Genomic DNA, 23,642 nt, shown 5'->3' with positions numbered 1-23,642 from the left:
TTCCTGATGGTCTTGCGTCCGCGGTCGCCGAAGTGGCGCCGGAGGTATTCCGGTGCTGCTGAAACGATTGGGGCGCGGGTGCGGCTTAGGCGTCTTCGCGGTTGGGGTTTTCCAGCCGGAAGAAAGTGGATTGTTGCCCGTCGCTGCGCTGTTCCTGGTAGATGAAATTCAAACGCCGGGAGTCAAAGGTTTCGAACCATTCCTCCCAGCTGATGTGGCGGAGTTTGTCATTGTCTCCGCCGAAGTCGATCCGCAGCACTCCGAGGTGGTCTCCGTGTTCGGTGCCCTCCACGGTGGCCGGAACACCGTCGCGTTCCTCGGCCCACTGCCTGATGACTTCGTGATGCGTGGTTGCCAGGCTTCGGCCCTGGCGTTCGGGTTCGTCCTCCGGAGAGGTGACCTCCTGGGAGTATTTGAGCGATTTGGACGACTCAGGCCCCTGCCGGATCTTTCCGTCGTCCGGACCGGCGCCCAGGTCCTCTTCGTCCCGGTCCGCGTCAGCGTCGCGGGTCCTGTTGCCCTTGTCCTCCGCCATGGTGGCCTTCCTTTCCCCAGAGGCTATAACTAGTAAGTCTACTTACCATGGAGCCTCCCGACCGGCCCCTGTGTCAAGGGGATGGAGGGGTTTCGGCGGCTTTCCACAAAGGCCGGGGCAGGATTTCCCGCGGCTAGTTCCGGGGCCGCAGGACGGCGTAGTACCCAGGCACGCGGCTTCGCCCCGCCACTCCGGTTGCCGGGTTGGTCTCGATGGCCACCTCGCCGTCCTCCAGCAGCTCCCATGCCTCGGACGGAAAGGCCCGCTGCCTCTCGTCAGGACCGAAGTGGCCGGGCATGGGCAGGCCGCGGATCGCGCGTTCAAGCGGGGCGGGAATGCCGCGTCTGGTGGCGCCGAGGAGGGATACGTACTCCACCGGGTTGCCCTGGAAGTTGGTTTCCGCCAGGAAGACCGTCCCCCGCTCCCCTGCGAGGCGGCGCAGGTTTCTGACGAGTGCTGCCTGGTCCGCCGGGTCCAGGACGTGGAGTACGCCCCGGATGAAGACGTTGGCACCGCAGTCGAAGCCCTTCTCCGCTCCCGGCACGGTCATGTCCCGCACCTCGAACCGGACGTTCCCGATCCCCTCGGATTCCGCCGCTGCCCGCGTGACCGCGTGTTCGGAGATGTCCACGCCGACGGCCGCGGGGAAGATTCCGGCCAGCGCACGCGTGAAGCTGCCGTGCCCACAGCCTACGTCCATCACGGGCAACCCGGGATCCAGGTGGCGGAGGAGGACATCCTGGTAACTGAGGAATTCGTTGTCCGTTCCGGAGTCCCACAGCACCTCGCCGCCCGCGCCGGTTGCCTTGATGCCTGCCCAGTACCGGTCCCAGGCCAGCGGCCGGTCCTTCGGGGCGGAGCGGGCCAGCCGGACAAGCTTGGGGATCAGCAGGTACTTCCGCGCGGCGGACAGTACCGCTTTGGCGGGCGAGGGCTTCGCTGGGGAGGACACCGGTCAAATATAAGCCGTCAGGCAATTACCGGCCGTAATCGCCGGGCAAGTTCGCTGAAATGACGACGGCGGGATCTCCCCTCCGCCGCCCCCCGCAGCAGGAGCGGGGTTCAGGCTGCCGGGTCGCCGTCCAGCACGAGCCATGCCATGGCATCCTGCCGGGAGGTGAAGAAGCGGGTGGGACAGGGCAGCCTGCTGACCCCCAGGACGAAGTTGGCCATCACCTTGTCCACCGGCGAGGAGCCCAGCAGCGCAATGCGCGAGGCCTGGCAGGGCCGTCCGAACACGGCGCGCGCTCCCCGGCTCACCTTTTCCGTCGTCGCCATGTCCACCAGCATGGGACGCCTGCTCTCCCCGCACAGCTCGTTGACCCGGCTCATGGCATTCTCGGCATCAGCCTCGCTGATGGAAGAGCCGCGCGGCCATCGCAACTGCAGGATCCCGGCCTCATCCAGGCTCAGATCTCCCTTGGCAAATTCTGCCGGCTGGTTCGTCACTTTGTCCTCCATGCAAATTTCTGGGGCCGCCCGACCTTCATCCCCCTACAATGTACTCAACTGGGAGGGAAGGGGTCATTGTGGCGGATGATACGCCGTGTGACTTGCGCGTGCCACGCACCGCTGTGGTGGCGGACCCCGACGCCGCACGACTGAAGCGAAATGCTTCCGCACTGCAGGAGGCGGGCTTCTGCGTGGCAACTGCGGTGGATGCGGCGCGGCTGTCTGCCGTCCTGGCAGAGGGTGAGCCCGCGGTCATCGTTGCCGACGCCTCATTGCTTCCTGCCATTGACGCGGACGCACCTGTCCTGCTGATGGTGGACCTGGACAACCCTGCCGAGACCTCCGCCCGCCCTTCCGGCATCCACGACTGCATCGCCAAACCGCCCGCGCCGCGCGAGCTCGTCCATCGGGCTTCGGCACTGATCGACCTGGTGGCCAGGCGGAATGCGTCCCGGCAGGAGGCCGAGGCGCTGCGCGAACAGCTCCGGATGGTGTCCGCCGCTGTGCGCGCCACCAACGATCCCCAGGAGATCGCCAACCATGTGGTGGCAGGCTTCGGCCGGACGTTCAGGGCCGACCACGTCCGGCTGGCCACCTTCGAGGACGAACGGGTTCCACCCATCACCGCGTCATGGGACCGCCCGGGGCTCCACCCACTGCCCGACGGCGCCCTGCCGGACGGGGAGGAGGCGCGCCGGACGGCGGACCTGCTGTGGGCGGGCGCGGAAACGCTGTCCTCGGACGCAACCGAACCGGACGACGGCCACGGCAAAGCCGGGGGCACGGCGGCAGGAGGGGTGCCGGCGCCGGGCACCTCCATGGCCCTTTCCACGCTGGCGATACCCATGGGGGAAGGCGAGTCCTCGCTTGGCATCATCTGGATTGCCATGCGTGACCAGCCCCGCCGGTGGTCCCGGGCGGAGCTGGGCCTGATCCAGCACGTGGCGGGCAACGCCGCCCACGGCCTGATCCAGAGCCACTTGATCAGCAGCCAGCAGCAGGTGGTTAGGCAGCTCCAGCAGCTGGACAAAGCCAAGACGGACTTCCTTGCCACCGTCAACCATGAGCTGCGGACACCGCTGACCTCGATCATGGCCTACCTGGACATGATCCAGGAAAGCACTGAGCAGCCCGTCTCCCCGGAAGTCCACCAGATGCTGGACATCGTGGTGCGGAACACCGAGCGGCTCCGGTCACTGATCGAGGACATGCTGAGCGTGTCGCGCAACGGCCTGGATGACAGCATGATGCACTTCACCCCGGTGCGCCTGGGCCAGACCCTGGACCTTGTGGCGGCAGCGCTCCGGCCGCTGGCCAGGCTGCAGAACGTGACCATTGCGGTGGAACCGGTCCCGGAGGACCCGGAGATCCTGGCCGACGAGGTGCAGCTGCAGCAGGTGTTCACCAATCTGGTGTCCAATGCCATCAAGTTCACGCCCAGCGGCGGACGGATCGAGGTGGGCAGTGAGTCCCACGCCGCCGAGGACGGCACCCGCTGGGCCACCGTCAGCGTGGCGGACACCGGCATCGGCATTTCCAGCGACGAACTTGACCACGTGTTCACCCGGTTCTACCGCGCCTCCAACGCCATGTCCGGGGCAATCCCGGGGACGGGGCTGGGACTGGCCATCACCAAGGACATTGTGGCCAGGCACGGGGGGAAAATAGACGTAGCGTCCACCCTGGGCGCGGGCACCACCGTCACTGTCAGCCTCCCCTTGGATGCCGACCGCTCCCGGGCCAACTGAGCGGGGGAAGGAGGAAACCTGATGTTCGAGGATGATGATCCCCGGCTCTCCCAGCTGCTGGAAGGCATTGTCCGGCTGGCATCCGGAGACCTCAGCTCCCGGATTGAGGTGTCCCCGGCACGTGACGAGCTGGACGCCATCATCACCGGCACGAACCTCCTGGCCGAGGACCTGCAGATCATCTACGAAGAGCTTGAACAGCGCGTACAGGTCCGGACCCAGCTCCTGCACGAAGCACACCTTGAGATGCAGAAGATGGCCATGGAGGACCCGCTTACCGGCCTGGCCAACCGGGCCGCCCTGATCGAGGCGCTGCAGACGGCACTGGAGGCCGAGACCGAACCGGGCGAGGGCCCCGTGCTCCTCCTGATGGACCTCGACGCCTTCAAATCCATCAATGACAGCATGGGCCACACGGTGGGCGACCAGGTCCTGGTCACCGTGGGGGAACGGATCCGCGGTGCGGTACGGGCCAGCGACGTCGTCGCGCGCCTGGGCGGGGACGAGTTCGCGATTGTCATGCCTGCCGCTACCCCCGACCAGGCCACCATCGTGGGGCATCGGATCCTTGCGGCGCTCAAGCATCCGATCGAACTGCCCGGCCGGAGCGTGCGCTGCGGGGCCAGCATCGGCCAGAGCGTTGGCGGCGCAGGCCAGACGCCCCAGGACATGCTGATGGAGGCCGACGTCGCCATGTATGCATCCAAGGCAGAAGGGCAGAACCGGCTGCACCGCTTTGAACCTGCACTGCTCCTGATGCGGAGGCTCCGGAGCCAGCTGGTGGACGACCTGCGCGCCGCGATCAGGAACGATGGCCTGACCCTCCACTACCAGCCCGTGGTGGAGCTTGCCAGCGGGCGGGTTGAGGGCGTGGAGGCTCTGGTGCGCTGGAACCATCCCACCCGCGGGTTTGTCATGCCCGACGAGTTCATACCGCTGGCCGAGGAAGCAGGGCTGATCTCCGAGCTTGGCCTGTGGGTGCTCGGCACGGCCGTGCGACAGCTCCGTTCCTGGATTGATGCCTCCCTCGTGGACAACAGGTTCTCCGTCCGGATCAACATCTCCGCCACGGACCTGCAGAGCCTGCAGTTCATCGAGGATGTCCGCAACGTGCTGAAGGAAACCGGAGTGAGGCCCGAGCAGGTGGTCCTGGAACTGACCGAAGTGGCCATCGTCAAGGGCAATGAACTGGACCGGTACTCGCTGGCCGGGCTGCGCGGGCTGGGGGTCGGCATCGAAATCGACGACTTCGGCACCGGCTACTCTTCCATCAGCTATTTGCGCCGCCTCCCGGTGGACCGGGTGAAGGTGGACCGTTCGCTGATCACGGGGCTGGGCACCGATCCGAGCCAGCCGGCGCTGGTGGCGGCGGTGCTGCAGCTGGTCCGGGCATGCGGCCTGGAAGCTGTGTGGGAAGGTGTGGAAACTGCCGAGCAGGCCGAAATCCTTCGCGGGCTGGGATGCCTGAGCGCGCAGGGCTATTACTTCAGCCGGCCCGTTCCGCCCGACCAGATTCCGTTGTTTCTGGCCGACCAGCCGGAAAGCGCTAACCCGTAGCCGAAAGCTGCTGGCAATTACCGGCACACTGCTGCTTAAAACTATTGGGAACTACTGCGTTTTTCGTGCCGCCGATATACGATCATCGTGCGGTGTCTGGTTTTCCTTGCCGCTAAAGCTGGGATGATCAGAAGCACCGAATAAAAGGCGTTTGGAAATTGAACAATAATTGGGCCACTGGGTCATTACTTCGTCAACTGGGGGCGTAGCTAATGTCGGTTCGTGTACAGGCATGGGGCATTATTGCCGCGGTACTGGCGGATACTGATCCGTCCGGCGCGGTTGTCCGTCAGCGCCTTAGCAAAAGTCTCGACGAGAATCCGGGGGTCCCCGAGCGGGCCCTGCTGGAATACCTCCTGGAAACGCGGCGCAGCGATGCCAACACCGTGGAAACGCTGGAGACCGCACGGGAAATGCGCCTGACTCCCCCGGCAATGCCGCCCAAGCTTGCGGAACAGATAGATGCCATCCGGAGCATCTCGCGGATCAGTGCGCTGCTCGAAAGCCAGATGCTGATGACGGCCTTCCAGCCAATTTACGGACTGGCCGGAAAAAGCGTCGTAGGTGTGGAGGCGCTGTCCCGCTTTGTCAGTGACGACGGTGCCGCGGCCGAGTTGTGGTTCGCGGAAGCGGCGGCCGTGGGCCTGGGCGCCAACCTGGAATTTTCGGCACTGGGCTCCGCGGCGGCGGCAGCCAGGGACCTTCCACCCACCCTGTTCGTTTCACTCAATATCTCGCCCACGTCCTGCCTGGACCCGCGCCTTCCGGAGCTGTTCGCGCACATCGATCTGCCCATCAACCGGGTGGTCCTCGAACTGACGGAAACCATTGCGGATGAGGAGTACGCGCAGTTTATCGCCGCCATCAATCCTCTCCGCGACCAGGGCCTCCGGATCGCCGTCGACGATACCCACTCCGGCGCCGGCGCGCTGAGCCGCATGGTGCACCTGCGGCCCGACTTCCTCAAGGTGGGCCGGGACGTGATCAGCGGCGTGGACAACGACGGCATCCAGCGCGCCCTGGCCTCCTGCCTGGTGGACTTCACCCAGCAGATCGGCACCACCCTGGTGGCGGAGGGCATCGAGACTGTGGGGGAACTGAAAGTACTTACCGAGCTGGGTATCCACGCCGGCCAGGGCTACCTGCTGGGCCGCCCCTCGGTCCGGCCCCAGGACTGGGCTTCGTGGAACACCCGCTTGGACGCAGACGGCCTTAACCGGCAGCTTGTCGGCCCCGGGAAGTCCAGCCGGAAGGCGAAGACAAACGACGCACCCTGATGTGAACCACGTTCAAAACAGTGGACCGGCGGACAGTTGCCGCCGGTCCACTGTTTTGTGTGTGGGGCTCTATTCGTCGTGCCCCTGGTCCCCGCTCATCTGGTCCTCGGCCGGGGGCGTCTCACCGGGCGGCACTCCCCCGCCCGGTTCCAGGCCGGTGATGTTGCCTTCCGCCGGGTCCGGGTTCGGTGTGCGCGCCGAATCCTTCCCGCCCGGCTGATCAGGGTTCGCCGGATCATTTTCCGGATGGTAGCTGCTCATCGTGCTTGTCCTTCCTGCCCGGCCGCGGTTCTTCACCCCAGCTCTGGACTAATTGTAAGCATGCTGATAATTCTGGAGGGTAGGGCCGGGCGGCCGCTGGAGCGCCCGGCACACGCGACGTCAGGAGGAACAGTCATGGGAATCGGCGACAGCATCGGCAAAGCAGCAGAGAACGCCATGGAGGACCTTGCGGGTACCTCAAAGCCCACGGAAAAGCTCAATGTCCCCGACCCAACGGACCCCAACGACGACGTGGAGGTCCATTCCTCCATCAGCGAGGGGTCCAATGCCATGGAAGCTGAGAAGGAGAAGGCGCCGGGGCTGAAGACCGGACCTGCGCCCGGTCCGGTCTCGGAGAATCCCTTCGGCGGCGACATTGACGAAACGGACAATGACAGCGCCGAGGCAGGCCGCGGAACGGGTGATGCCGGGCTGACGGGTGATGCGTCCGCTCCCACCGGGGCCGGGTCAGCCGGGAACGGCGGCCCAGGCGGCGTTTCGGGCGGGCTGCCGGACAGCAACCCGGACGAGTTGCGCGCCGACCCGACGGAAGGCGACGAGGACCCATCCACCAGTACCGGCAGGGGCTAAAAACCGGCAGGAAAAGCAGGATCAGGCGGGTGGCAGGGGCGGCCACCCGCCTTTTTCCATGAGGATCTCTTTGAGCAGGTCGGCGCGGTCCGTGACGAGGCCGTCGACGCCCAGGCCCAGCAGGCGGCGCATCTCCGCGGGGTCGTTGACGGTCCAGACATGCACCACCAGGCCTAGTTCATGGGCGCGGCGGACAAACCCCGGCGTGACCACTTCAACGCCGCTGCGGCGTGCCGGCACCTGCAGCGCCTGGACGTCGCGCAGGATCCGGCGCATCAGCCACCTGAAAGCCGGGCCGGGCAGTACCGGTCCCAGGAAGGTGAAGAGGGCGATCGACACAACGCCGGCCGAGGCGGCAACCGGGCGGCTGAGCAGCTTCAGCACCGCCCGCCGTCGCCGGTCGGAGAAACTGGTGACCAGCACGCGGTCATGCACCCCGTGCCGTTCAATGGCGGCCGCCGTGCTGCGGACAGAGTTCCAGTCCTTGACGTCCAGGTTGAGCCGGGCGGTGGGAAGTTCGGCAATCAATCCGTCAAACGTTGGAATAGGCTCGCGGCCGTCAATGCGCACCTTGGCAACGTCCGCCGCGGCCAGATCCGAAACCTTGCCCCGGCCATCGGTCACCCGGTCCAGGGTGTCGTCGTGGAAGAGGAGCAGCACGCCGTCTGACGTGGTGTGGACATCCGTTTCCAGGTACCGGTAACCGAGTTCGACGGCGGCGCGGAACGCGGCCATTGAGTTTTCCAGCCCCTCGGGCGAAAAGCCGCGGTGCGCCATGGCGATGGGGAGCTGGCGCCCGTCAGTGTCGGGGTTGGCGAAGAACGGCAGGGTCACAGTGCGAGCGTACCGGAGGTGCCCGCACGGCAGTCAGCCGGTTTGGAGTTACTCCTCCAGCGGCAGGATTTCGACGCCGTCGCCGCAGTGCAGCAGGGTACGGCCGCGGCCGCCGTCGAGGTTAATCCACACCACGGTGTTGTCGGGGGTGATGGCGTCCACCACGCCTCCGGTCTCGAACCCTGGCGTGAACAGGACGCGGACGCGGTCGCCCTGGCGGAGCGTCTTCCAGTGCGGCGCGGGTGTTGCCCTGCGCAGCGGTGCATCGGCGATATCATGCTTGGCGTTCCGTGCCATCTCTACCCCTTCAGCCTGCAGGAGAGGTGTCTGCTCTCCGCACTTCACGCTACCGAGCGAAAGTGAACGCGAAGTGAGCGCCAGCTGTGAGAACGGCGGCGCGAAGGAGAATCAGGAACGCCGGGCCCCCAGGGAAGTCAGCCGAGCCTCCAGAACCTGGGCCACGCCGTCGTCGTCAAAATGCGGGGCCCGCTGCCCTGCCGCCCTGATCGCCTCCGGGTGGCCGCTGGCCATGGCATAGCCGTGGCCGGCCCAGCGGAGCATCTCGATGTCGTTGGGCATATCCCCGAATGCCACTACCTCAGAGGAGTCAATCCCCAGCGCCGCAGCGTACTCGGCCAGGGTGACGGCCTTGTTCACGCCGGGCAGGGACAACTCAAGCATGGGGACGCCGGGCGAGGAGTGCGTGGCAGCAGCAAGGTGTGCGACGGCGGGGCGCACCTGGGCGAGGAAATCGTCCGGGGTGCCGTCCCGGACGATGGCGAGGAACTTCACCACGCTGTCGTCATCAACGAGGGTTTCCTGGAGCGGGGCCGGGGTGAACTCTGACAGCAGTTCGCTCGATTCGTTTTCGATGAAGCCGGGCTCGAGATGGAACCCGGTCAGTGTCTCCGCGGCGAACAGGGCTGCCGGCCGCAGGTCTTTGATGATGCGGCGGATTTCCAGTACGGCGGCGATGCTGAGCGTGCGGGCAGAGACCAGCTTGTCCGTTTCAAGGTTCCAGACGACGGCTCCGTTGGAGCAGATGACGGTTCCGGTGTGGCCCAGCTGTTCTTCAAGGGGGTGCAGCCAGCGGGGCGGGCGGCCGGTGACGAAGACGAGTTCGACGCCGGCGTCGCGGCAGGCGTGGAAGGCGCGGATGGTGCGGTCGCTGATTTTTCCGTCGTGCCCGAGGATCGTTCCGTCAATATCGCTTGCCACCAACCGCATCCCGCAAGTCTACGTGGCTCCGGGAGGGAGCGGCCGGGCGGGCTGCTTTTGCGGTTCGGCACTCATCGTGGAGAGCAGCCCTCTTTATTTGTCGTCATAGAACCATGCCGCCAAAAAGGCCGCATAGCAGCCGGCCATGGCGAGGAACGCCCAGCAGAGAGGGTGCCCCAGCGGATGGCGAGCTCCTGCAGCCCGTTGGTTTGATCAGCCTTTCCGGGCACGACCACCAGCCATGCTGCGGTCCCTGCCCCCTTGTCCGACCTCCTTCGTCGTGGGGTAGACACACTTTTGCCGTCCCGGCAGACTGAGGTGCCCAAGCACTAGTTCGAGGTAGGACATGAAGGCTGTGGTTGTCGGTGCCGGTATCGCGGGCCTGGTTGCGGCCCGCCAGCTGGGGCTGGCCGGCTGGGAGGTCGAGCTCCTCGAGAAATCTGCCGCTCCGCGCCCGGAAGGCTACATGATGGACTTCTTTGGGCCAGGATTCGAGGCAGCGGAACGGATTGGCCTCTTCCCGCGCCTCACGGAAGTGGCCTATCAGGTCGACGCCCTTGAGTATGTCGATGTGACGGGACGCCCCACTGCCCGGCTTGATTACCAGCAATTCGCCCGGCTTGCCGGTGGAAAGGTCCTGAGCCTGCTACGCCCCGACATGGAGCGGGCCGCTCTCGCGGCCCTCGATGACGTGGCCCCGGGCCGAGTGCGCATCCGCTATGGCACCCCGGTATCCCAGGTCCGGAGCGAGGATGACGGCGTAGGGGTCGCCGTCGACGGCTCGCCGCAGGCGTCGATCGCCGCGGACGTCCTCGTCGGCGCTGATGGCATCCATTCAACGGTCCGCTCCCAAGTGTTTGGTGGCAATGAGGATTACCTGCGCGCCCTGGGCATGCGTGCCGCTGCATTCATCGTGACCGAACCGCTCCTGAATGCCCGTTTCCGGAACCGGTTTGTCCTCACGGACAGCATCGACCGGATGGCCGGGTTTTACAGCCTCCGCGCGGACGAGGTGGCGGCGTTCATGGTCTACAGGGAGGCCGGAGGCGCTAGCGGGCATCTGCCATCCGAGCATGCCCGGGAGCGGCTGTGGCGGGAGTTCGCCGGACTCGGCGACCAGGTTGACCGGCTCCTTGAACTGTGCCCAGAGGACGCCTACGACGATGTCGTCGCGCAGATAGTCATGCCGGCCTGGCGGAGCGACCGAACAATTCTCGTTGGCGATTCTTGCGGAGCAGTATCGCTCCTCGCGGGTCAGGGCGGATCGCTCGCCACCGCCGGTGCCGCTCTCCTGGGCGACATCCTCGGCCCCGTGACTTCACCTGAGGGAATCAGCTCAGCGCTCACCGAATTCGAGCGACGTTGGAGACCCGTTGTGGAAGTCGCCCAAGCAGCCGGGAGGCGCGCCGCATCATCGTTCCTCCCCTCAAACCAAGCCCAGCTCCTCCTGCGCAGGTGGATCATCAGGGCAAGCCACCTGCCAGGGATCGACTGGCTTGTGGCCCGCCAGATCGTTGGCAGAACCGCCAAGTAGGCCTGTTCGACAGTGCCGTCCGAAACCGCCTTGACCCTTTCGTCAGCTCCCCCGGACCACTAGAACACACATTCGGTGCCTGAGTGTCGGTGTGTCGTGGCAACCTGATCAGAGTCGACTGCGCCAAACGTGGAAGACAGCTGTATCCGACCTATACCCGCAGATCAAAATCGCCGCACACGGCGTAAGCTAATGGGAACATATTTTCGAATAAGGGTGTGTTGTGGGCGTTATTGTTGGTCCCCGCGTGATAGATGCGGGTGCCTCGTACTTGTCGGTGCTGGTCTCTCCCGTCGCGGTGGCGGCCGGTTTCCCGTCGCCGGCGCAGGACTACTTCGACGGCCGGATCGACCTCAACGCGCACCTGATCAAGGACATCACCAGCACGTTCGTGGTGCGCGTTACCGGGGACTCGATGGAGGGGGCCGGCATCAGCGACGGCGACGAGTTGATCGTCAACCGGGCGCTTGAGCCGAAGGACGGTTCGGTGGTAATCGCGGTGCTGGACGGGGAACTGACAGTCAAGCGGCTTCGTATCACTGCCACGGGCGTGGTGCTGCAGGCGGAAAACCCGAAGTACCCGGACATCCGGGTCCCCGCACTGTCGGAGCTGACAGTCTGGGGCGTGGCCACCAGGTGCCTGCACCATGTCTGACACCGGCCATGCCTAAGCCGGTCTTGATGCGGCAGATGCCGCAGATCGCGCACGTGGACGTGAACTGCTTCTACGCCTCGGCAGAACGCGCGTTCGACCCCTCACTTGAGGGGCGGCCGCTGATTGTCCTGTCCAACAACGACGGGTGCGCCGTGACCCGCTCGCCCGAGGCGAAGGCCCTTGGCATCCGGACCGGTGACCCGTGGTTCAAGCTCGCGCCCCGCGCGAAGGAGTGGGGCCTGGTAGCCAAATCCAGCAACTACGAGCTGTACGGGGACATCAGCGCCCGGGTCATGGAGCTGCTCCGCAGGTACTCGGCCTGGCTGGAGGTCTACAGCATCGACGAGGCCTTCCTGGGAGTGAAGGGTGAGCCGGAGCAGCTGCTGACGCTCGGCCGGGCCATGAAAACTGCGGTCCGCAGGAACGTGGGAGTCCCCGTCTGCGTAGGGATCGCGCCCACCAAGACACTGGCCAAGCTGTGCAACAAGTGGGCGAAGAACAACGCCTCTTTCGGCGGAGTGTGCCACTGGGACGCCGTACCGGCGCCGCAGCGGGAGGCGCTCCTGGGCTGGCTGCCCGTGGACGAGATCTGGGGCATCGCCGGCCGGCTGGCCAGGCGCCTGAATGTCCTCGGCATCTTCACCGTGCTGGACCTGGTACGCGCAGACCCGGTGGTCATCCGCGACAAGTTCTCGGTGGTGGTGATGCGCACGGTGCTGGAGCTGCGCGGTATCCCCTGCATTCCCATGGAGGAAGAGCGCATCGGCCGGGACCAGCTCATCTTCTCCCGTTCCTTTTCCACACCGGTCACCACTGTTGCAGGCATGCGTCAGGTCCTCAGCGTTTACGGCCAGCAGGCCAGCGCCCGGCTGTGCCGGCACGGGCTCCAGGCAAAAGTCCTGACCGCCTTTGCGGCCACATCCCCCTTCAGGCAGCATGAGCAGGCCTACCCTTCGGTGTGCGTATCCCTTCCAATGCCGACGGCGGATCCGCTCCTGCTCGCCAAGGCCGCCTATGCCCTGCTGCCCGGCGTCCGCGATGGCGTGCAGTATGCCAAGGCGGGGCTCATGCTCACCGACCTGCGCCCCCCGGGCAACCAGTCACCGCTGGAGCCCTTCGAAAACCGCCATGAGGAGCGCGGCATCGGCCCGCTCCTCGAGGACGTGAGCCGCCGCTTTGGGCGCGGCTCCATCGGACTGGGCCACGGCGGCATCAAGGGCGGAGTGGACTGGTCCATGAAGCGCGCCATGCAGTCGCCCCGGTACACAACGCATTGGGACGAACTCCCCCTGGTCAAAGCCTCCTGATCCGCCGCCTGGTGGACGTGGAGGAACCAGGAAGATGATGCCCTCACCGATCCGCCCAGCCGGTGGGCGCGGGCGCATCCAGGAACGTCGTCACAACGTCAAGCACGAGGTCGGTCCGCGCCAGCCCAAAAAAGTGGCTGGTGCCCGGGAACACCGCGAGCTGCGATTCCGGCACACCCTCAAAGTCGCCGTTCACGTCTCCACCGCGCAGTTGGAGGAACTTTACCGCGTGGTCTAGCCTGACCATGTCGCAGTCGCCCACCGTGATGAGCGTCGGCGCGGCGATTCCGCGGATGTCGTCATCGCTCCATCCAATCTCGCCCTCGCCGTAGCGTGCCAGCTTGTTGAGCAGGGCCTGCAGGTGCTGGCGATCGGGATGCGGAGACACAGCGAGGTAGCGTTCCTCCATCAGTGTTCCCGCGATCATGTCCACCGTCATCTCCCCGACAGCTTCGGCATTGCCGCCACGGTCCCCCTCCGGCCGGAACGACACCGACGAAACGATGAGCTTGCGCACGAGTTCCGGCTGGTTGATGGCGATGTCCAGCGCCACCGCACCTCCGACGCTGAAGCCGAAGATATCGGCCTTGTCCACGGCTAGGTGCCGCAGAAGCCCGATGACATCTGAGGCCAGATGGGGAGTGGCCAGTGGCCGGTCTGTGTCGTTGGTGCGTCCGTGCCCTTGGAAATCCGTGGCGATCACCCGGCGCCCGGCTGACAGGCTCGGGATCAGCGCACCGAACTGCTGCTCAATATCGAAGAGCCCGCCGTGCAGGAGCACCAGCGGGGTGCCGCCGTCGCCATGCAGCTCGTAGTACATCTGGAGCCCGTTGACCTGCGCGTAGCCGGTTTCGGGTGCGGCTGGTGCCCCGCCGGTCATCAAGCCTCCTCTTGCCACGGGCGTGGTCGTGTCTCCAATCCTGACACTGCTCCAGTGCGGCCGCCAGTAATAGACTCTTCAGAGGGACGTCCCCCTCGGCGCGTACGGCCCGTCAAACAATGCGCTGTTGCTGGACTGTGGCACGACGACGTGAACGGCGTTTCGCTGCACAGTGAAGTCGGTCGGGGTGATGGCCGCGATCTCGCCGTCGAGGTTCACCGGCATCGGTGGCGCGGTGACCAGCCGGACGCGCCGGCTGGTCACGTGGTACACCCGGTCGTGCTCCACAAAGCTTCCGTCCCTGAGCAGCCTGGCGATCTTCACGTGCTCCCAGAGCGGTGCTGCCAGGATTGCGTAGATGTCAAGAATGTGATCGTCGATCCCCGCCGTTGGCGAAACTGTGTTGCCGCCTCCGTAGAACCTGCCATTGCCCACGGCCACCTGCAGCAAGCCCTCGAGCTGCATCGGCTCGTGGTCCCCTTCAGGGAACTCCAGACGGGCCCGGAAAGGCTCGTGCCGGGCATACGAACGAAGGGTGGCAACGCCGTACGCCAGCGGCCCGATATGCCGCTTCAGGCGTGGGCTGAGAGCCTCGGTAACACGCACCGACAGGCCGGCTGAGGCCACGTTGAGGAAGGGCTGGCCGTTCGCCCGGCCGAGGTCGACGTCCACCACCCTCCCGTCTGCGACGGCAGCGCACGCCTCGGCCAGATTGGTTGGTATCTCCAGCGTGCGGGCGAAATCATTCGCGGTGCCGAGCGGCAGAACACCGAGCATCACCTCCGTGCCGGCTACCCGGCCGGCTGCGCACGTCACGGTCCCGTCGCCGCCACCGACCACCACCAGGTCCGGCCCGTCCGCAAGCACCCGGTCGAGCGTCCCGGCCAGCTCGGCCCCCGATAGGACGTGGTACACGGAGGAGATTGGCACGCCTGCCGTTTTCATCCGGTGCACCGCGAGTTCGCTTGCCGCCGCGCCACGGCGTGATCCTGCGTTAATCACCACGGCAGCAGAGCGGGCCTCTCGGGCAACCTTCATGGGGACATGTTAGGGCGGTTGACCTTGGAAATCCCTGCTAGCCGCGTCCGCCCCCGGGGACTTCTTCCGAAGCACTGATGGGCATCCCGTTCGCAGCGCTCGCGAAGGGGATGCCCATCAGGACTGACATGCCAGAGGTTGGACAATGCTATGGATTGGGCAAGGCTACGGATTGGATGAGGGGGCCGACACCAGCTGGTGCGCAACCGGGGCATCGGGTTCGCTCAGGCCGCGCGCCGGCTGTGCTGCTGCCGCGTGCTCCGCCAGGACTCCTGTCCGGTGCCGGATCCGCAGACGGTAGAGCAGTGCGCCGCCGATGCTCACGGCACCCACGAACATCACGCCGCCCCACTGTAGGTACCACTCAAACGGCGGCACCGAGTTGTAGATTTCCGGCCTCGGCCAGATCAGGTTCAGCGTCATGGCCCCGCCCCACAGGACCGCCAGGATGTTCACGGGCACCCCCCACCTGCCCAGGCTGAACCCGGCCTTTCCGTGGCCTTCGTCGGACAGCGGCCATTTCTTCAGGAAGCGCTGCCGAAGCATCGGGACGGTGACCAGCAGGTAGGACAGGTAGATCAGGACAATGCTGATGCTGGACAGGATGGTGAAGATCGCAGGCTGGGAGATGTTGACGATCAGCGGAATGATGGCGATGAGTCCGATGACGATGGCCGCCACCGTGGGCGTCTTCCGCTCGGGGTGCACCTTGCTGAGCTGGCGGCTGAAGGGCAGGTTGTTGTCCCTGGCCATGGCGAACATCATGCGGATGGCGGCAGCGTGGACGGCGAGCGTACAGACGATCACGGCCACGACGATGCACACCAGGAAGGCCTTGCCAAACGGGCCTCCCAGCACGGAGAGCACAATGTACTGCAGGCCGCCGTCGGCAGCGCCCAGCTTGGGGTCGTTCAGGTCGGGGGCGGCCAGGAGTCCGCCGAGGAGAATCAGTCCGCCGAGGATGAAGGACGCCGTGATTGCCCGCAGGATGGCCTTGGGAGCCGTCTTTTTCGGGTCCTTCGTCTCCTCACCGAGGGAACTGGCGGTGTCAAAGCCGTACATCACGTACCCCGATGCCATGGCGCCGATGAGGAACACCCCAAAGAAGCCAAGATCGTGGTCCTCGCCGTAGCCTGAGGTGCTGAAAAGGACTTCCGGCCCCCGCACCACATGCCAGGCAAGGGCCAGGATCAGGAGCACGGCGGCAGCGAGTTCCACGAAGACGCCGATGCTGTTGATTTTGGTCATTAGCTTCACGCCGAAGGCGTTGATGAGGGTTGAGATGGAGATCATGATGCTGGCGAGCAGCACGCCGTTGAGGGCGAAATCGTAGGTGCCGGTGCCGTCGCCGATGATCTGGAAACCGGACCAGATCTGGGGCAGGGTCAGCTGCAGCGCCAGGGCCACGGCTCCGAGCGCCACGATCGAGGAGATGAGCAGCAGCCAGCCGGCCAGCCAGGCGAACGTCCCTGATGAGAGCTGTTTGGCCCAGTTGTAGACCGATCCGGCCACGGGATAGCGTCCGGCGAGCTCGGCGAAGCAGAGCGCCACCATGAGCTGGCCGGCGAAAACGATGGGCCAGGACCACGCATAGGCGGGCCCGGCCATGGAGAAACCAAAGTAAAACAGTTGAAAAACGCCGGTGAGGATGGAGATGTAGCTGACTCCGGCCGCGAAACTGGCGAACTTGCCGATGCTGCGGTCCAAGGTTTGGGCATAGCCGAACTCGTCCATGCCGCTTGAATCAGTACTCTTGCTGGGTTCCAACATCTGAACTCCTAGGTCAGAAAAGCACAATGGTGATGACCCGCGGCCGCCGTTGGACGCGGGTGATATCGGCGGCCGGGCACCGCGCCTGCGGCGCCCGGCCGTTTCCCCCAAATGCTGTTGCTAGCCGGCGGCCCCCACCACGGCGTCACCGGCAGGTGAGCCAAACCAGCCGCTGGGTGCGGGCTGGATGTTCTGCCAGATATGTTTTGCCTCGCGGTACTCGTTGAGTCCCGCGCTGCCAAGCTCCCGGCCAATGCCGGACTTCCCGAAGCCGCCCCACTCCGCCTGCGGGACGTACGGGTGATAGTCGTTGATCCATACTGTTCCGTGCCGGAGGGCGCCCGCAACACGCTGCGCCTTCGACGCGTCGGATGTCCACACCGCGCCTGCCAGGCCGTACTCCGTGTCGTTGGCGATGGCCACGGCCTCGTCCTCGGTCTGGAATGTCTCCACGGTCAGCACCGGACCGAATGACTCCTCCTGGAGCACGCTCATGCCGGAGCGGCAGTTGCCCAGGACCGTGGGCGGGTAGAAGAAACCGTCCGCAAGTGGCCCGTCGTCGGGAATGTAGCCGCCGCACAAAAGCTCAGCGCCCTCCGCAATGCCGGCCTGGACGTAGGCGTGGACCTGGTCGCGGTGCCTGGCGGAGATGAGCGGGCCCGTCTCGGCGTCAGGATCGAACGGCCCACCCATCCGGATCTTCTTCGCCCGTTCCACCACCTCCGCCACAAAGCGGTCCGCGATCGTCTCCTCGACGACGAGCCGCGCCCCTGCAGAGCAGACCTGGCCGGAGTGCAGGAACACGGCGGTCAGGGCATTGTCGACGGCGGCATCCCAGTCCGCGTCCGCGAAGACGACATTGGGGTTCTTGCCGCCGAGCTCGAAGGCGACGCGCTTCACCGTCTCCGCCGCGGCGGCCATGATGGTCTGGCCCGTGGCCAGGCTTCCCGTCAGGGAGACGAGGTCCACGCGCGGGTCGGAGCTGAGCGGGCCGCCCACCCGCGACCCGGTTCCGGTGACCAGGTTGGCGACGCCGGCGGGAACACCGGCTTCTGCGAGGGTCTCCATGAGCAGGATCGAGGTGGATGGCGTGAGCTCGCTGGGCTTGAGCACGAACGAGTTTCCGGCGACGAGTGCCGGCGCCACCTTCCAGGCCGCCTGGAGGAGCGGGTAGTTCCACGGGGCGATGAGGGCACAGACGCCGAGGGGCTCGTAGACCACGCGGCTGATGGCGTTCGGCCGGCCCGTGTCGATTACCCGGCCCGCATCGAGTCCCGCGATCTTGCCGTAGTACCGGAAGCAGGCGGCAATGTCGTCCATGTCGTATTCGGCCTCGACGAGCCGCTTGCCTGTGTCCAGCGCCTCGGCCCGGGCATAAGCCGCCTTGTCCCGCTCAAGCAGCTCAGCCACCCGAAGCAGGACGGCGCCCCGCTCGATGTCCGTGAGCCGCCGCCAAGGGCCGCCGTCGAAGGCTGCCCGCGCACTGGCGATTGCCCGCTCTGCGTCCTCCGCCGTCGACCTGGCGACAACTGCCACCTCGCCGCCGTCCGCGGGGCAGCGCACGACTGTTGTGCCGCCGTCGGACGCCTGCTGCCAGGCGCCGTCGATGTACAGGCCTTTGACGGTGTTTTGCGCTTGGCCGGCCTGGTGTGCCTGCTCAACGGTGGCGGTCATGCTTGCTCCTTTTCCTGTGCATCAATCATGCCTAGGCCCTGCCTGCCGGGGCAGCGGCGGCGTTCCGCTCAAGCGGGCTGATGCCGTGCCGGTAGAACTCCGCGTGCTGCGGCGCCAAGGGTGCCTTGCCGGCGATCAGGTCGGCCGCCTTTTCTGCGAGCATCATCACCGGGGCGTAGATGTTGCCGTTGGTGACGTAGGGCATGGCCGAGGCGTCCACCACGCGGAGGCCTCGGGTACCGTGCACGGTCATGTCCAGGGGGTTCACCACGGCCATCGGATCGGAGTCCGGGCCCATCTTGGCGGTGCAGGACGGGTGCAGCGCCGTCTCGGCGTCGCGGGCAACCCAGTCCAGGATCTCGGCGTCGGTCTGCACCGCCCGGCCGGGGGAGAGCTCGCCGCCGTTGAAGGGGCCCATGGCGGACTGGCCCAGGATGTCACGGGCAACGTGGATGGCCTCGACCCATTCACGGCGGTCCTGGTCCGTGGACAGGTAGTTGAACACCATGGACGGGTGCACCGTGGGATCTGTGGACTTGATCTTGAGGGTGCCGCGGGCGTCGGAGTACATGGGGCCGATGTGCACCTGGTAGCCGTGCTTGGCATCCGCCTTCTGGCCGTCGTAGCGGACAGCGACCGGGAGGAAGTGGAACATCAGGTTCGGGTACGCCACGTCCTCGTTGGAGCGGACGAAGCCACCGCCTTCGAAGTGGTTGGTGGCGGCCGGGCCCTTGCGGCCGAAGAGCCACTGCATGCCGATCCACGGCATGCGCCAGACGTCCAGGGCCGGCTGCATGGACACCGGCTGGGTGCAGGCGTGCTGGATGTAGACCTCGAGGTGGTCCTGGAGGTTTTGTCCGACGCCGGGCAGGTTGACAACGGAGTTGATGCCCAGGGAGTTCAGGTGGGCAGCTTCGCCAACGCCGGAGAGCTGGAGCAGCTGCGGGGTGTTGATGGCGCCGCCGGCCAGGATCACCTCGCCCGCGTTCACCTGGTGGGTCTTGCCGTTGCGGCGGTAGGTGACGCCGGTGGCCACGTTGCCCGTGAAGTTGATCTTCGTGACCAGTGCCCGGGTCAGGACGGTCAGGTTGTTCCGGCCGAAATTGGGCCGCAGGTAGGCGCGGGACGCGGAGAGCCGCTGGCCCTTGTGCACGTTGCGGTCAAACGCTGCAAAGCCTTCCTGGCGGTACCCGTTGACGTCGTCCGTCAGCGGGTAGCCGGCTTCCTGGGCGGCTTCGAAGAAGGCCTGGAACAGCGGGTTTGTGGCCGGGCCGCGCTCCAGTACGAGGGGACCGTTATGCCCGCGGAGCTCATCGTTTGGGTCTGCCGCGAGCGCGTTTTCCATTCGGTTGAAGTACGGCAGGCAGTGCGCGAAGTCCCACGTTTCCATGCCGGCTTCGGCGCCCCAGCGCTCGTAGTCGAGCGGGTTGCCGCGCTGGAAGATCATGCCGTTGATGGAGCTGGAACCGCCCAGGACCTTGCCTCGGGCGTGGGCCACCCGCCGGCCGCCCATGTACGGTTCGGGGTCCGATTCGTAGCGCCAGTCATAGAGCGGGTTGCCGCTGGGGAAGGTGAGCGCGGCCGGCATCTGGATGAAAAGGTCCCAGGGGTAGTCGCTCCGTCCGGCCTCAAGGACCAGGACGCTGCTCTGGCCTCCGTCGCTCAGGCGGTTGGCGAGCACGGACCCCGCGCTTCCGCCGCCGACGATGACGTAGTCGTAGCTGGTTTTTGTCATGCTGCTAAATCTCCTTCTACCTGCTGCATCCACCGGAGACTGCGGGAAACGCCTTTATTTCCGCGCCACTCCGATTGTGTGGTGTAGGTCATACCGAAGGACAGTAGTTCACTTTGAACGAGTGTTCAATAGTTAAACTGGACGAACGTTCAAAGAATTTTGATTGTTACGTGGCAGGTCAGGAATTGAGACGGGCGGCGTTGTCCGGCAGGCGCATCGGCCCTAGGTGGCGAAGGCGATTTCTTCCGTACGGGCGATGCTTCGCTGGATGGAGGCTTCGTCCACGCCGAGGAGCGCAGTCAGCCACATACCGTTCTGCACGACGACGATGTCGGCCGCCCGCTCCCTGCACACGTCGGTGGACAGCTCAGGCCGGGCATTCCCCAGCAACGCTGCGAGCCCCTTGAGGTAGCGGTCAAAGGCTGCAGCATTGATGTGCGCGAAGTCCTCATGGGCCTGCGCGAGCGCCCAGAGGTGAAGGCGCAGGGACAGATGCTGCGTGGTGAGGAACTCCGGATCCGCCACCCGCCGGAGGGCTTTCCGGAGCTGCTCGTCCGGGGGCGAAGCGGGATCGGGCGCCACCAGCCTCAGGTCGCGTTCATCGATCCGGTGCAGGGCGGCGCGGATCAGGCTCGTCTTGTCCTCGTAGTAGTAGTTCACAAGCCCCAGCGCGACGCCGGCCTCGCGGGAAACGGCACGCATGCTCACACCCGAGATGCCGTGGCGTGACAGGAGGTCCAGTGCGGCCTCGAGAATGCGGGCCTGCCGGTCAACCTGTTCGCCGGAGTTCACGGTGCTTGTATCCACCCGGCCAGAATATGGGGAAACCAGAGACGGTGCATCCGGGCGCCAGGCGATCACGTTCCTAGTGGGCCTGGCCGGCACCGATTTCGACGACGAGCACTCCGGCGGAAATGAGCAGGATCCCGAGAGCCACGGTGGGCGTCAGCGGCTCCTTGAACAGGACGCGGCTGGCCACCGCTGTCAGCGCCACGCCGCAGGCCACCCAGATGCCGTACCCCACGCCAAGCGGCATCCCATGGTCAAGCGCCAGGCTCAGGAAACCGAAGGCGGCGACATAGCCGAGGACGATGGGAACCAGCCACAGCTTCTTTTTCAGGCCCTCCGAGGCGCGCAGGGACATGGTTGCCGCAACCTCGGTGAGAATTGCCAGGCCAAGGAAAAACCAGGTCATGACTGCTCCTCCCCCCGGCTGGCGCGGTGGGCTTTTTGCGATCCGGCTTCGACGGTGATGACCCCTGCCAGAATCAGCGCGATGCCGAAGCCCATCAGCCAGGTCAGCGGCTCGTCGAAGATCGCCGCCGACAGCACGGCGGTAGCGGTCACACCACCGGCGCCCCAGGCGCCGTACGCGACGCTGATGCTCATCCCCAGGCGCAGGCAGACGGTCAACAGGAAGAAGGCGGCGGCATATCCAGCAACCACCAGGACATACCAACCCGGCGTTTCCAATGCAGCCTTCAGGGCAAGGGTTGCACTGACTTCCGTGACGATGGCTCCGCCGAGGTAAAGCCACCGCTTCATTCCGCTCCCCCGTCATCAATGAGGCCGAGGATGTGGGCCACGATTGCCGCCCTGTCAGCTTTCCCGGGCGCACCCACGCCGCTGGCCTGGGCAGCCCATAGTCCGTCGGCGGCCAGCCGGGCAGTCAGAAGCCTCGCCCGCCGGGCAGGCGGTGTCCCGTCCGGTATCAGGAGCCAGGGGTCCAGGTGCTGGGCCCAGGCTTCCTGCAGCTGAGCCTGGCATGAGGAGTGGAACCACAGGGCCCACTCCGCGCGCATGTTCTGCCCGTCGGCCGCCGCCTGGACATAGGCGCGGTACCGCTCCTCCACCGTTCCTTCGCTGCGGCCCAGGAGCGCCGCCATTCTACGCTCCAACTGGCAGGCGGCGTACTGGACCAGGGCGACCATCAGCGCATCACGGTTCGGAAAGTGGTACATCAGCCCGGGCTTGGTAACACCTGCCTCCGCAGCCACGGCATCCAGCGTTATGGCGGCACCTTGGCTGCGCGCTGCCACGCGCAGGCCCGCTTCCAGGATTTGGGGGCGCTGGCTCTCTCTCACTCTCAAACTTTACCATCCGGACGGTAAAGTTTGAGCGCTGTTCATGCCCTCTCTAAGCCGCCCCAATAAGACGCCCCGCGACGTTTCTGGACGCTCCACTACGCCGTGTTGAGCGTCCGCGTCGCCCCGTGAACGCCTGCTACAGGAACGATTGTGGCGCCGCTGGCCGCTCCGTACTCTCAACTCAGCATCAGACCCAGCAAAGGAATTCCAATGGCAGAACCCACGGACAAGAGCCCCCGGAACGCGGGAAACTCCACCCGCATCGTCGCCGGGCAGGCAGCACCCAAACGGCCCCTCGGCTTCAAGATCGGCATCGCGGCAGCAGTCCTCGCCCTCGTGGGCGGGGGCGCCGCCGTCGCCTCCGCCGTCAGCAGCAACAACCCCGGCACTGCCCCGGCCGCCGAAGCCGCCCCCGCCGGAAACCCTGCGACCGAACTCAAACTTGGCTACTTCGGCAACGTCACCCACGCTCCCGCATTGGTGGGCGTAAGCCAGGGCCACATTGCCGGGGAGCTCGGGGATACCAAACTCAGCACCCAGGTGTTCAACGCGGGCCCCGCCGCCATCGAGGCGCTGAACGCCGGCGCCATCGACGCCACCTACATCGGCCCCAACCCGGCCATCAATTCCTACGTCAAGAGCGCCGGCGAGTCCGTGCACATCATTGCCGGCGCCGCCGCTGGCGGCGCCCAACTGGTGGTCAAGCCGGAGATTAACTCTGCGGCGGACCTCAAGGGCAAGACGCTCGCCTCTCCACAGCTCGGCGGCACGCAGGACGTGGCCCTCCGCGCCTGGCTCGCCTCCCAGGGCTACAAGACCAACGTGGACGGCAGCGGCGATGTGGCCATCAACCCCACGGAAAACGCCCAGACCCTCAAGCTGTTCCAGGACGGAAAGCTCGACGGCGCGTGGTTGCCTGAGCCGTGGGCCTCACGCCTGGTGCTGACCGCCGGAGCGAAGGTTCTGGTGGACGAAAAAGACCTGTGGGACGGTTCGCTGTCCGGCAAGCCCGGCGAGTTCCCCACCACCATCCTGATCGTGAACCAGAAGTTCGCCGCCGAACACCCTGACACCGTCAAGGCGCTCCTGAAGGGCCACGTGAAGTCGGTTGAGTGGCTGAACAAGGCTGCCGACAGCGAGAAGGCGAGCGTCATCAACGCGGCATTGAAGGAAGCCGCAGGCGCCGAGCTGAAGGCGGACGTGATCGACCGGTCCCTGAAGAACATCGTGTTCACCGTGGATCCGCTGGCCGGAACCTACGAAAAGCTCCTGGCCGACGGAGTCGCTGCGGGGACCACCAAGCAGGCCGACATCAACGGCATCTTCGACCTGGCGGCGCTCAACCAAGTCACGGGCGAAAAGACCTCTGCGGCGCGACTCGGCAAGGAGTAGGCGCAAAGCACCGCACAGCAACGCTCTCGCACTTTGAACTGGAAGGTGGGAGAGCGTTGCTGCTTTTCATGCATCAAGTGAGAGAGCGTTGAGCGGC

General features: G+C 65.8%; 24 protein-coding genes. 8 read left to right on the top strand and 16 right to left on the bottom strand.

Features of this window, described 5'->3' with window-relative positions; translation table 11 throughout:
• Window positions 1–85 precede the first annotated feature (85 nt).
• The 3 genes from AC5RUU_RS09795 to AC5RUU_RS09785 form a co-directional block, all read right to left on the bottom strand.
• Entirely contained in the window at window positions 86–535 is a 450-nt protein-coding gene (locus tag AC5RUU_RS09795; RefSeq protein WP_493975016.1) for a hypothetical protein, read from the bottom strand.
• 133 nt (window positions 536–668) lie between these two features.
• Entirely contained in the window at window positions 669–1,487 is an 819-nt protein-coding gene (locus AC5RUU_RS09790) for a class I SAM-dependent methyltransferase (protein ID WP_493975015.1), read from the bottom strand.
• A gap of 110 nt (window positions 1,488–1,597) precedes the next feature.
• Window positions 1,598–1,996 carry a DUF7793 family protein gene (locus AC5RUU_RS09785; protein WP_493975014.1) on the bottom strand — a complete coding sequence of 133 codons (399 nt, stop codon included), beginning with the start codon at window positions 1,994–1,996 and terminating at the stop codon, window positions 1,598–1,600.
• A 38-nt stretch (window positions 1,997–2,034) separates the two neighbouring features.
• Here AC5RUU_RS09785 and AC5RUU_RS09780 point away from each other — a divergent pair, with 38 nt between their 5' ends.
• The 3 genes from AC5RUU_RS09780 (at window position 2,035) to AC5RUU_RS09770 (ending at window position 6,569) form a co-directional block, all read left to right on the top strand.
• Window positions 2,035–3,735 (top strand): sensor histidine kinase, encoded by a 1,701-nt coding sequence (locus AC5RUU_RS09780; protein ID WP_493975013.1) that lies wholly within the window; start codon window positions 2,035–2,037, stop codon window positions 3,733–3,735.
• A gap of 21 nt (window positions 3,736–3,756) precedes the next feature.
• On the top strand, window positions 3,757–5,292 hold the full coding sequence (locus AC5RUU_RS09775; RefSeq protein WP_493975012.1) for a putative bifunctional diguanylate cyclase/phosphodiesterase: 1,536 nt from the start codon (window positions 3,757–3,759) through the stop codon (window positions 5,290–5,292).
• A gap of 212 nt (window positions 5,293–5,504) precedes the next feature.
• Window positions 5,505–6,569 carry an EAL domain-containing protein gene (locus AC5RUU_RS09770; RefSeq protein WP_493975011.1) on the top strand — a complete coding sequence of 355 codons (1,065 nt, stop codon included), beginning with the start codon at window positions 5,505–5,507 and terminating at the stop codon, window positions 6,567–6,569.
• 69 nt (window positions 6,570–6,638) lie between these two features.
• On the opposite strand, the gene AC5RUU_RS09765 is transcribed toward AC5RUU_RS09770, so the two are convergent.
• Window positions 6,639–6,830: a DUF6480 family protein gene (locus tag AC5RUU_RS09765; protein ID WP_493975010.1), complete on the bottom strand. Its 192-nt coding sequence runs from the start codon at window positions 6,828–6,830 to the stop codon at window positions 6,639–6,641.
• Between the two features lie 135 nt (window positions 6,831–6,965).
• On the opposite strand from AC5RUU_RS09765, the gene AC5RUU_RS09760 reads away from it, so the two are divergent.
• On the top strand, window positions 6,966–7,421 hold the full coding sequence (locus AC5RUU_RS09760) for a hypothetical protein (protein ID WP_493975009.1): 456 nt from the start codon (window positions 6,966–6,968) through the stop codon (window positions 7,419–7,421).
• 21 nt (window positions 7,422–7,442) lie between these two features.
• Here the strand turns inward: AC5RUU_RS09760 and AC5RUU_RS09755 are convergent, their stop codons facing one another.
• The 3 genes from AC5RUU_RS09755 to AC5RUU_RS09745 form a co-directional block, all read right to left on the bottom strand.
• On the bottom strand, window positions 7,443–8,255 hold the full coding sequence (locus AC5RUU_RS09755) for a glycerophosphodiester phosphodiesterase family protein (protein ID WP_493975008.1): 813 nt from the start codon (window positions 8,253–8,255) through the stop codon (window positions 7,443–7,445).
• A gap of 48 nt (window positions 8,256–8,303) precedes the next feature.
• Window positions 8,304–8,552 carry a hypothetical protein gene (locus tag AC5RUU_RS09750; protein ID WP_493975007.1) on the bottom strand — a complete coding sequence of 83 codons (249 nt, stop codon included), beginning with the start codon at window positions 8,550–8,552 and terminating at the stop codon, window positions 8,304–8,306.
• A gap of 111 nt (window positions 8,553–8,663) precedes the next feature.
• Window positions 8,664–9,482: an HAD family hydrolase gene (locus AC5RUU_RS09745; protein WP_493975006.1), complete on the bottom strand. Its 819-nt coding sequence runs from the start codon at window positions 9,480–9,482 to the stop codon at window positions 8,664–8,666.
• Between the two features lie 337 nt (window positions 9,483–9,819).
• On the opposite strand from AC5RUU_RS09745, the gene AC5RUU_RS09740 reads away from it, so the two are divergent.
• The 3 genes from AC5RUU_RS09740 (at window position 9,820) to AC5RUU_RS09730 (ending at window position 12,969) form a co-directional block, all read left to right on the top strand.
• Entirely contained in the window at window positions 9,820–11,007 is a 1,188-nt protein-coding gene (locus tag AC5RUU_RS09740; protein ID WP_493975005.1) for an FAD-dependent monooxygenase, read from the top strand.
• A 223-nt stretch (window positions 11,008–11,230) separates the two neighbouring features.
• On the top strand, window positions 11,231–11,662 hold the full coding sequence (locus AC5RUU_RS09735) for a LexA family protein (RefSeq protein ID WP_493975004.1): 432 nt from the start codon (window positions 11,231–11,233) through the stop codon (window positions 11,660–11,662).
• An 8-nt stretch (window positions 11,663–11,670) separates the two neighbouring features.
• Window positions 11,671–12,969: a Y-family DNA polymerase gene (locus AC5RUU_RS09730; RefSeq protein ID WP_493975003.1), complete on the top strand. Its 1,299-nt coding sequence runs from the start codon at window positions 11,671–11,673 to the stop codon at window positions 12,967–12,969.
• A gap of 43 nt (window positions 12,970–13,012) precedes the next feature.
• Here AC5RUU_RS09730 and AC5RUU_RS09725 read toward each other — a convergent pair whose 3' ends face one another.
• From AC5RUU_RS09725 to AC5RUU_RS09685, 9 genes are all read right to left on the bottom strand, one after another.
• Entirely contained in the window at window positions 13,013–13,849 is an 837-nt protein-coding gene (locus AC5RUU_RS09725; protein WP_493975002.1) for an alpha/beta fold hydrolase, read from the bottom strand.
• A gap of 78 nt (window positions 13,850–13,927) precedes the next feature.
• Window positions 13,928–14,887, bottom strand: a complete 960-nt coding sequence (locus tag AC5RUU_RS09720; protein WP_493975001.1) for a lipid kinase — start codon at window positions 14,885–14,887, stop codon at window positions 13,928–13,930.
• Window positions 14,888–15,052: 165 nt separating this feature from the next.
• Window positions 15,053–16,657, bottom strand: coding sequence for an APC family permease (locus AC5RUU_RS09715; protein ID WP_493975000.1), 1,605 nt, complete (start codon window positions 16,655–16,657; stop codon window positions 15,053–15,055).
• 120 nt (window positions 16,658–16,777) lie between these two features.
• Window positions 16,778–18,331: an aldehyde dehydrogenase family protein gene (locus AC5RUU_RS09710; protein WP_493974999.1), complete on the bottom strand. Its 1,554-nt coding sequence runs from the start codon at window positions 18,329–18,331 to the stop codon at window positions 16,778–16,780.
• Between the two features lie 31 nt (window positions 18,332–18,362).
• Complete coding sequence (betA, locus tag AC5RUU_RS09705; RefSeq protein ID WP_493974998.1) at window positions 18,363–20,066, bottom strand: choline dehydrogenase; 1,704 nt, start codon at window positions 20,064–20,066, stop codon at window positions 18,363–18,365.
• A gap of 222 nt (window positions 20,067–20,288) precedes the next feature.
• Window positions 20,289–20,873, bottom strand: coding sequence for a TetR/AcrR family transcriptional regulator (locus tag AC5RUU_RS09700; RefSeq protein ID WP_493974997.1), 585 nt, complete (start codon window positions 20,871–20,873; stop codon window positions 20,289–20,291).
• 58 nt (window positions 20,874–20,931) lie between these two features.
• Window positions 20,932–21,261: a DMT family transporter gene (locus tag AC5RUU_RS09695; RefSeq protein ID WP_493974996.1), complete on the bottom strand. Its 330-nt coding sequence runs from the start codon at window positions 21,259–21,261 to the stop codon at window positions 20,932–20,934.
• Window positions 21,258–21,611, bottom strand: coding sequence for a DMT family transporter (locus AC5RUU_RS09690; RefSeq protein ID WP_493974995.1), 354 nt, complete (start codon window positions 21,609–21,611; stop codon window positions 21,258–21,260). Before AC5RUU_RS09690 ends, AC5RUU_RS09695 begins: the two co-directional genes overlap by 4 nt.
• Window positions 21,608–22,150 carry a TetR/AcrR family transcriptional regulator gene (locus AC5RUU_RS09685; protein WP_493974994.1) on the bottom strand — a complete coding sequence of 181 codons (543 nt, stop codon included), beginning with the start codon at window positions 22,148–22,150 and terminating at the stop codon, window positions 21,608–21,610. The genes AC5RUU_RS09690 and AC5RUU_RS09685 overlap by 4 nt, the downstream gene beginning before the upstream one ends.
• A 213-nt stretch (window positions 22,151–22,363) precedes the next feature.
• Here AC5RUU_RS09685 and AC5RUU_RS09680 point away from each other — a divergent pair, with 213 nt between their 5' ends.
• Complete coding sequence (locus AC5RUU_RS09680; RefSeq protein WP_493974993.1) at window positions 22,364–23,545, top strand: ABC transporter substrate-binding protein; 1,182 nt, start codon at window positions 22,364–22,366, stop codon at window positions 23,543–23,545.
• The last annotated feature ends 97 nt before the right edge of the window (window positions 23,546–23,642 follow it).

The organism is Arthrobacter sp. K4-10C (assembly GCF_059090085.1).
The sequence above is the reverse complement of the archived record's forward strand: the minus strand, read 5'-3'. Positions and strand labels throughout refer to the sequence as shown.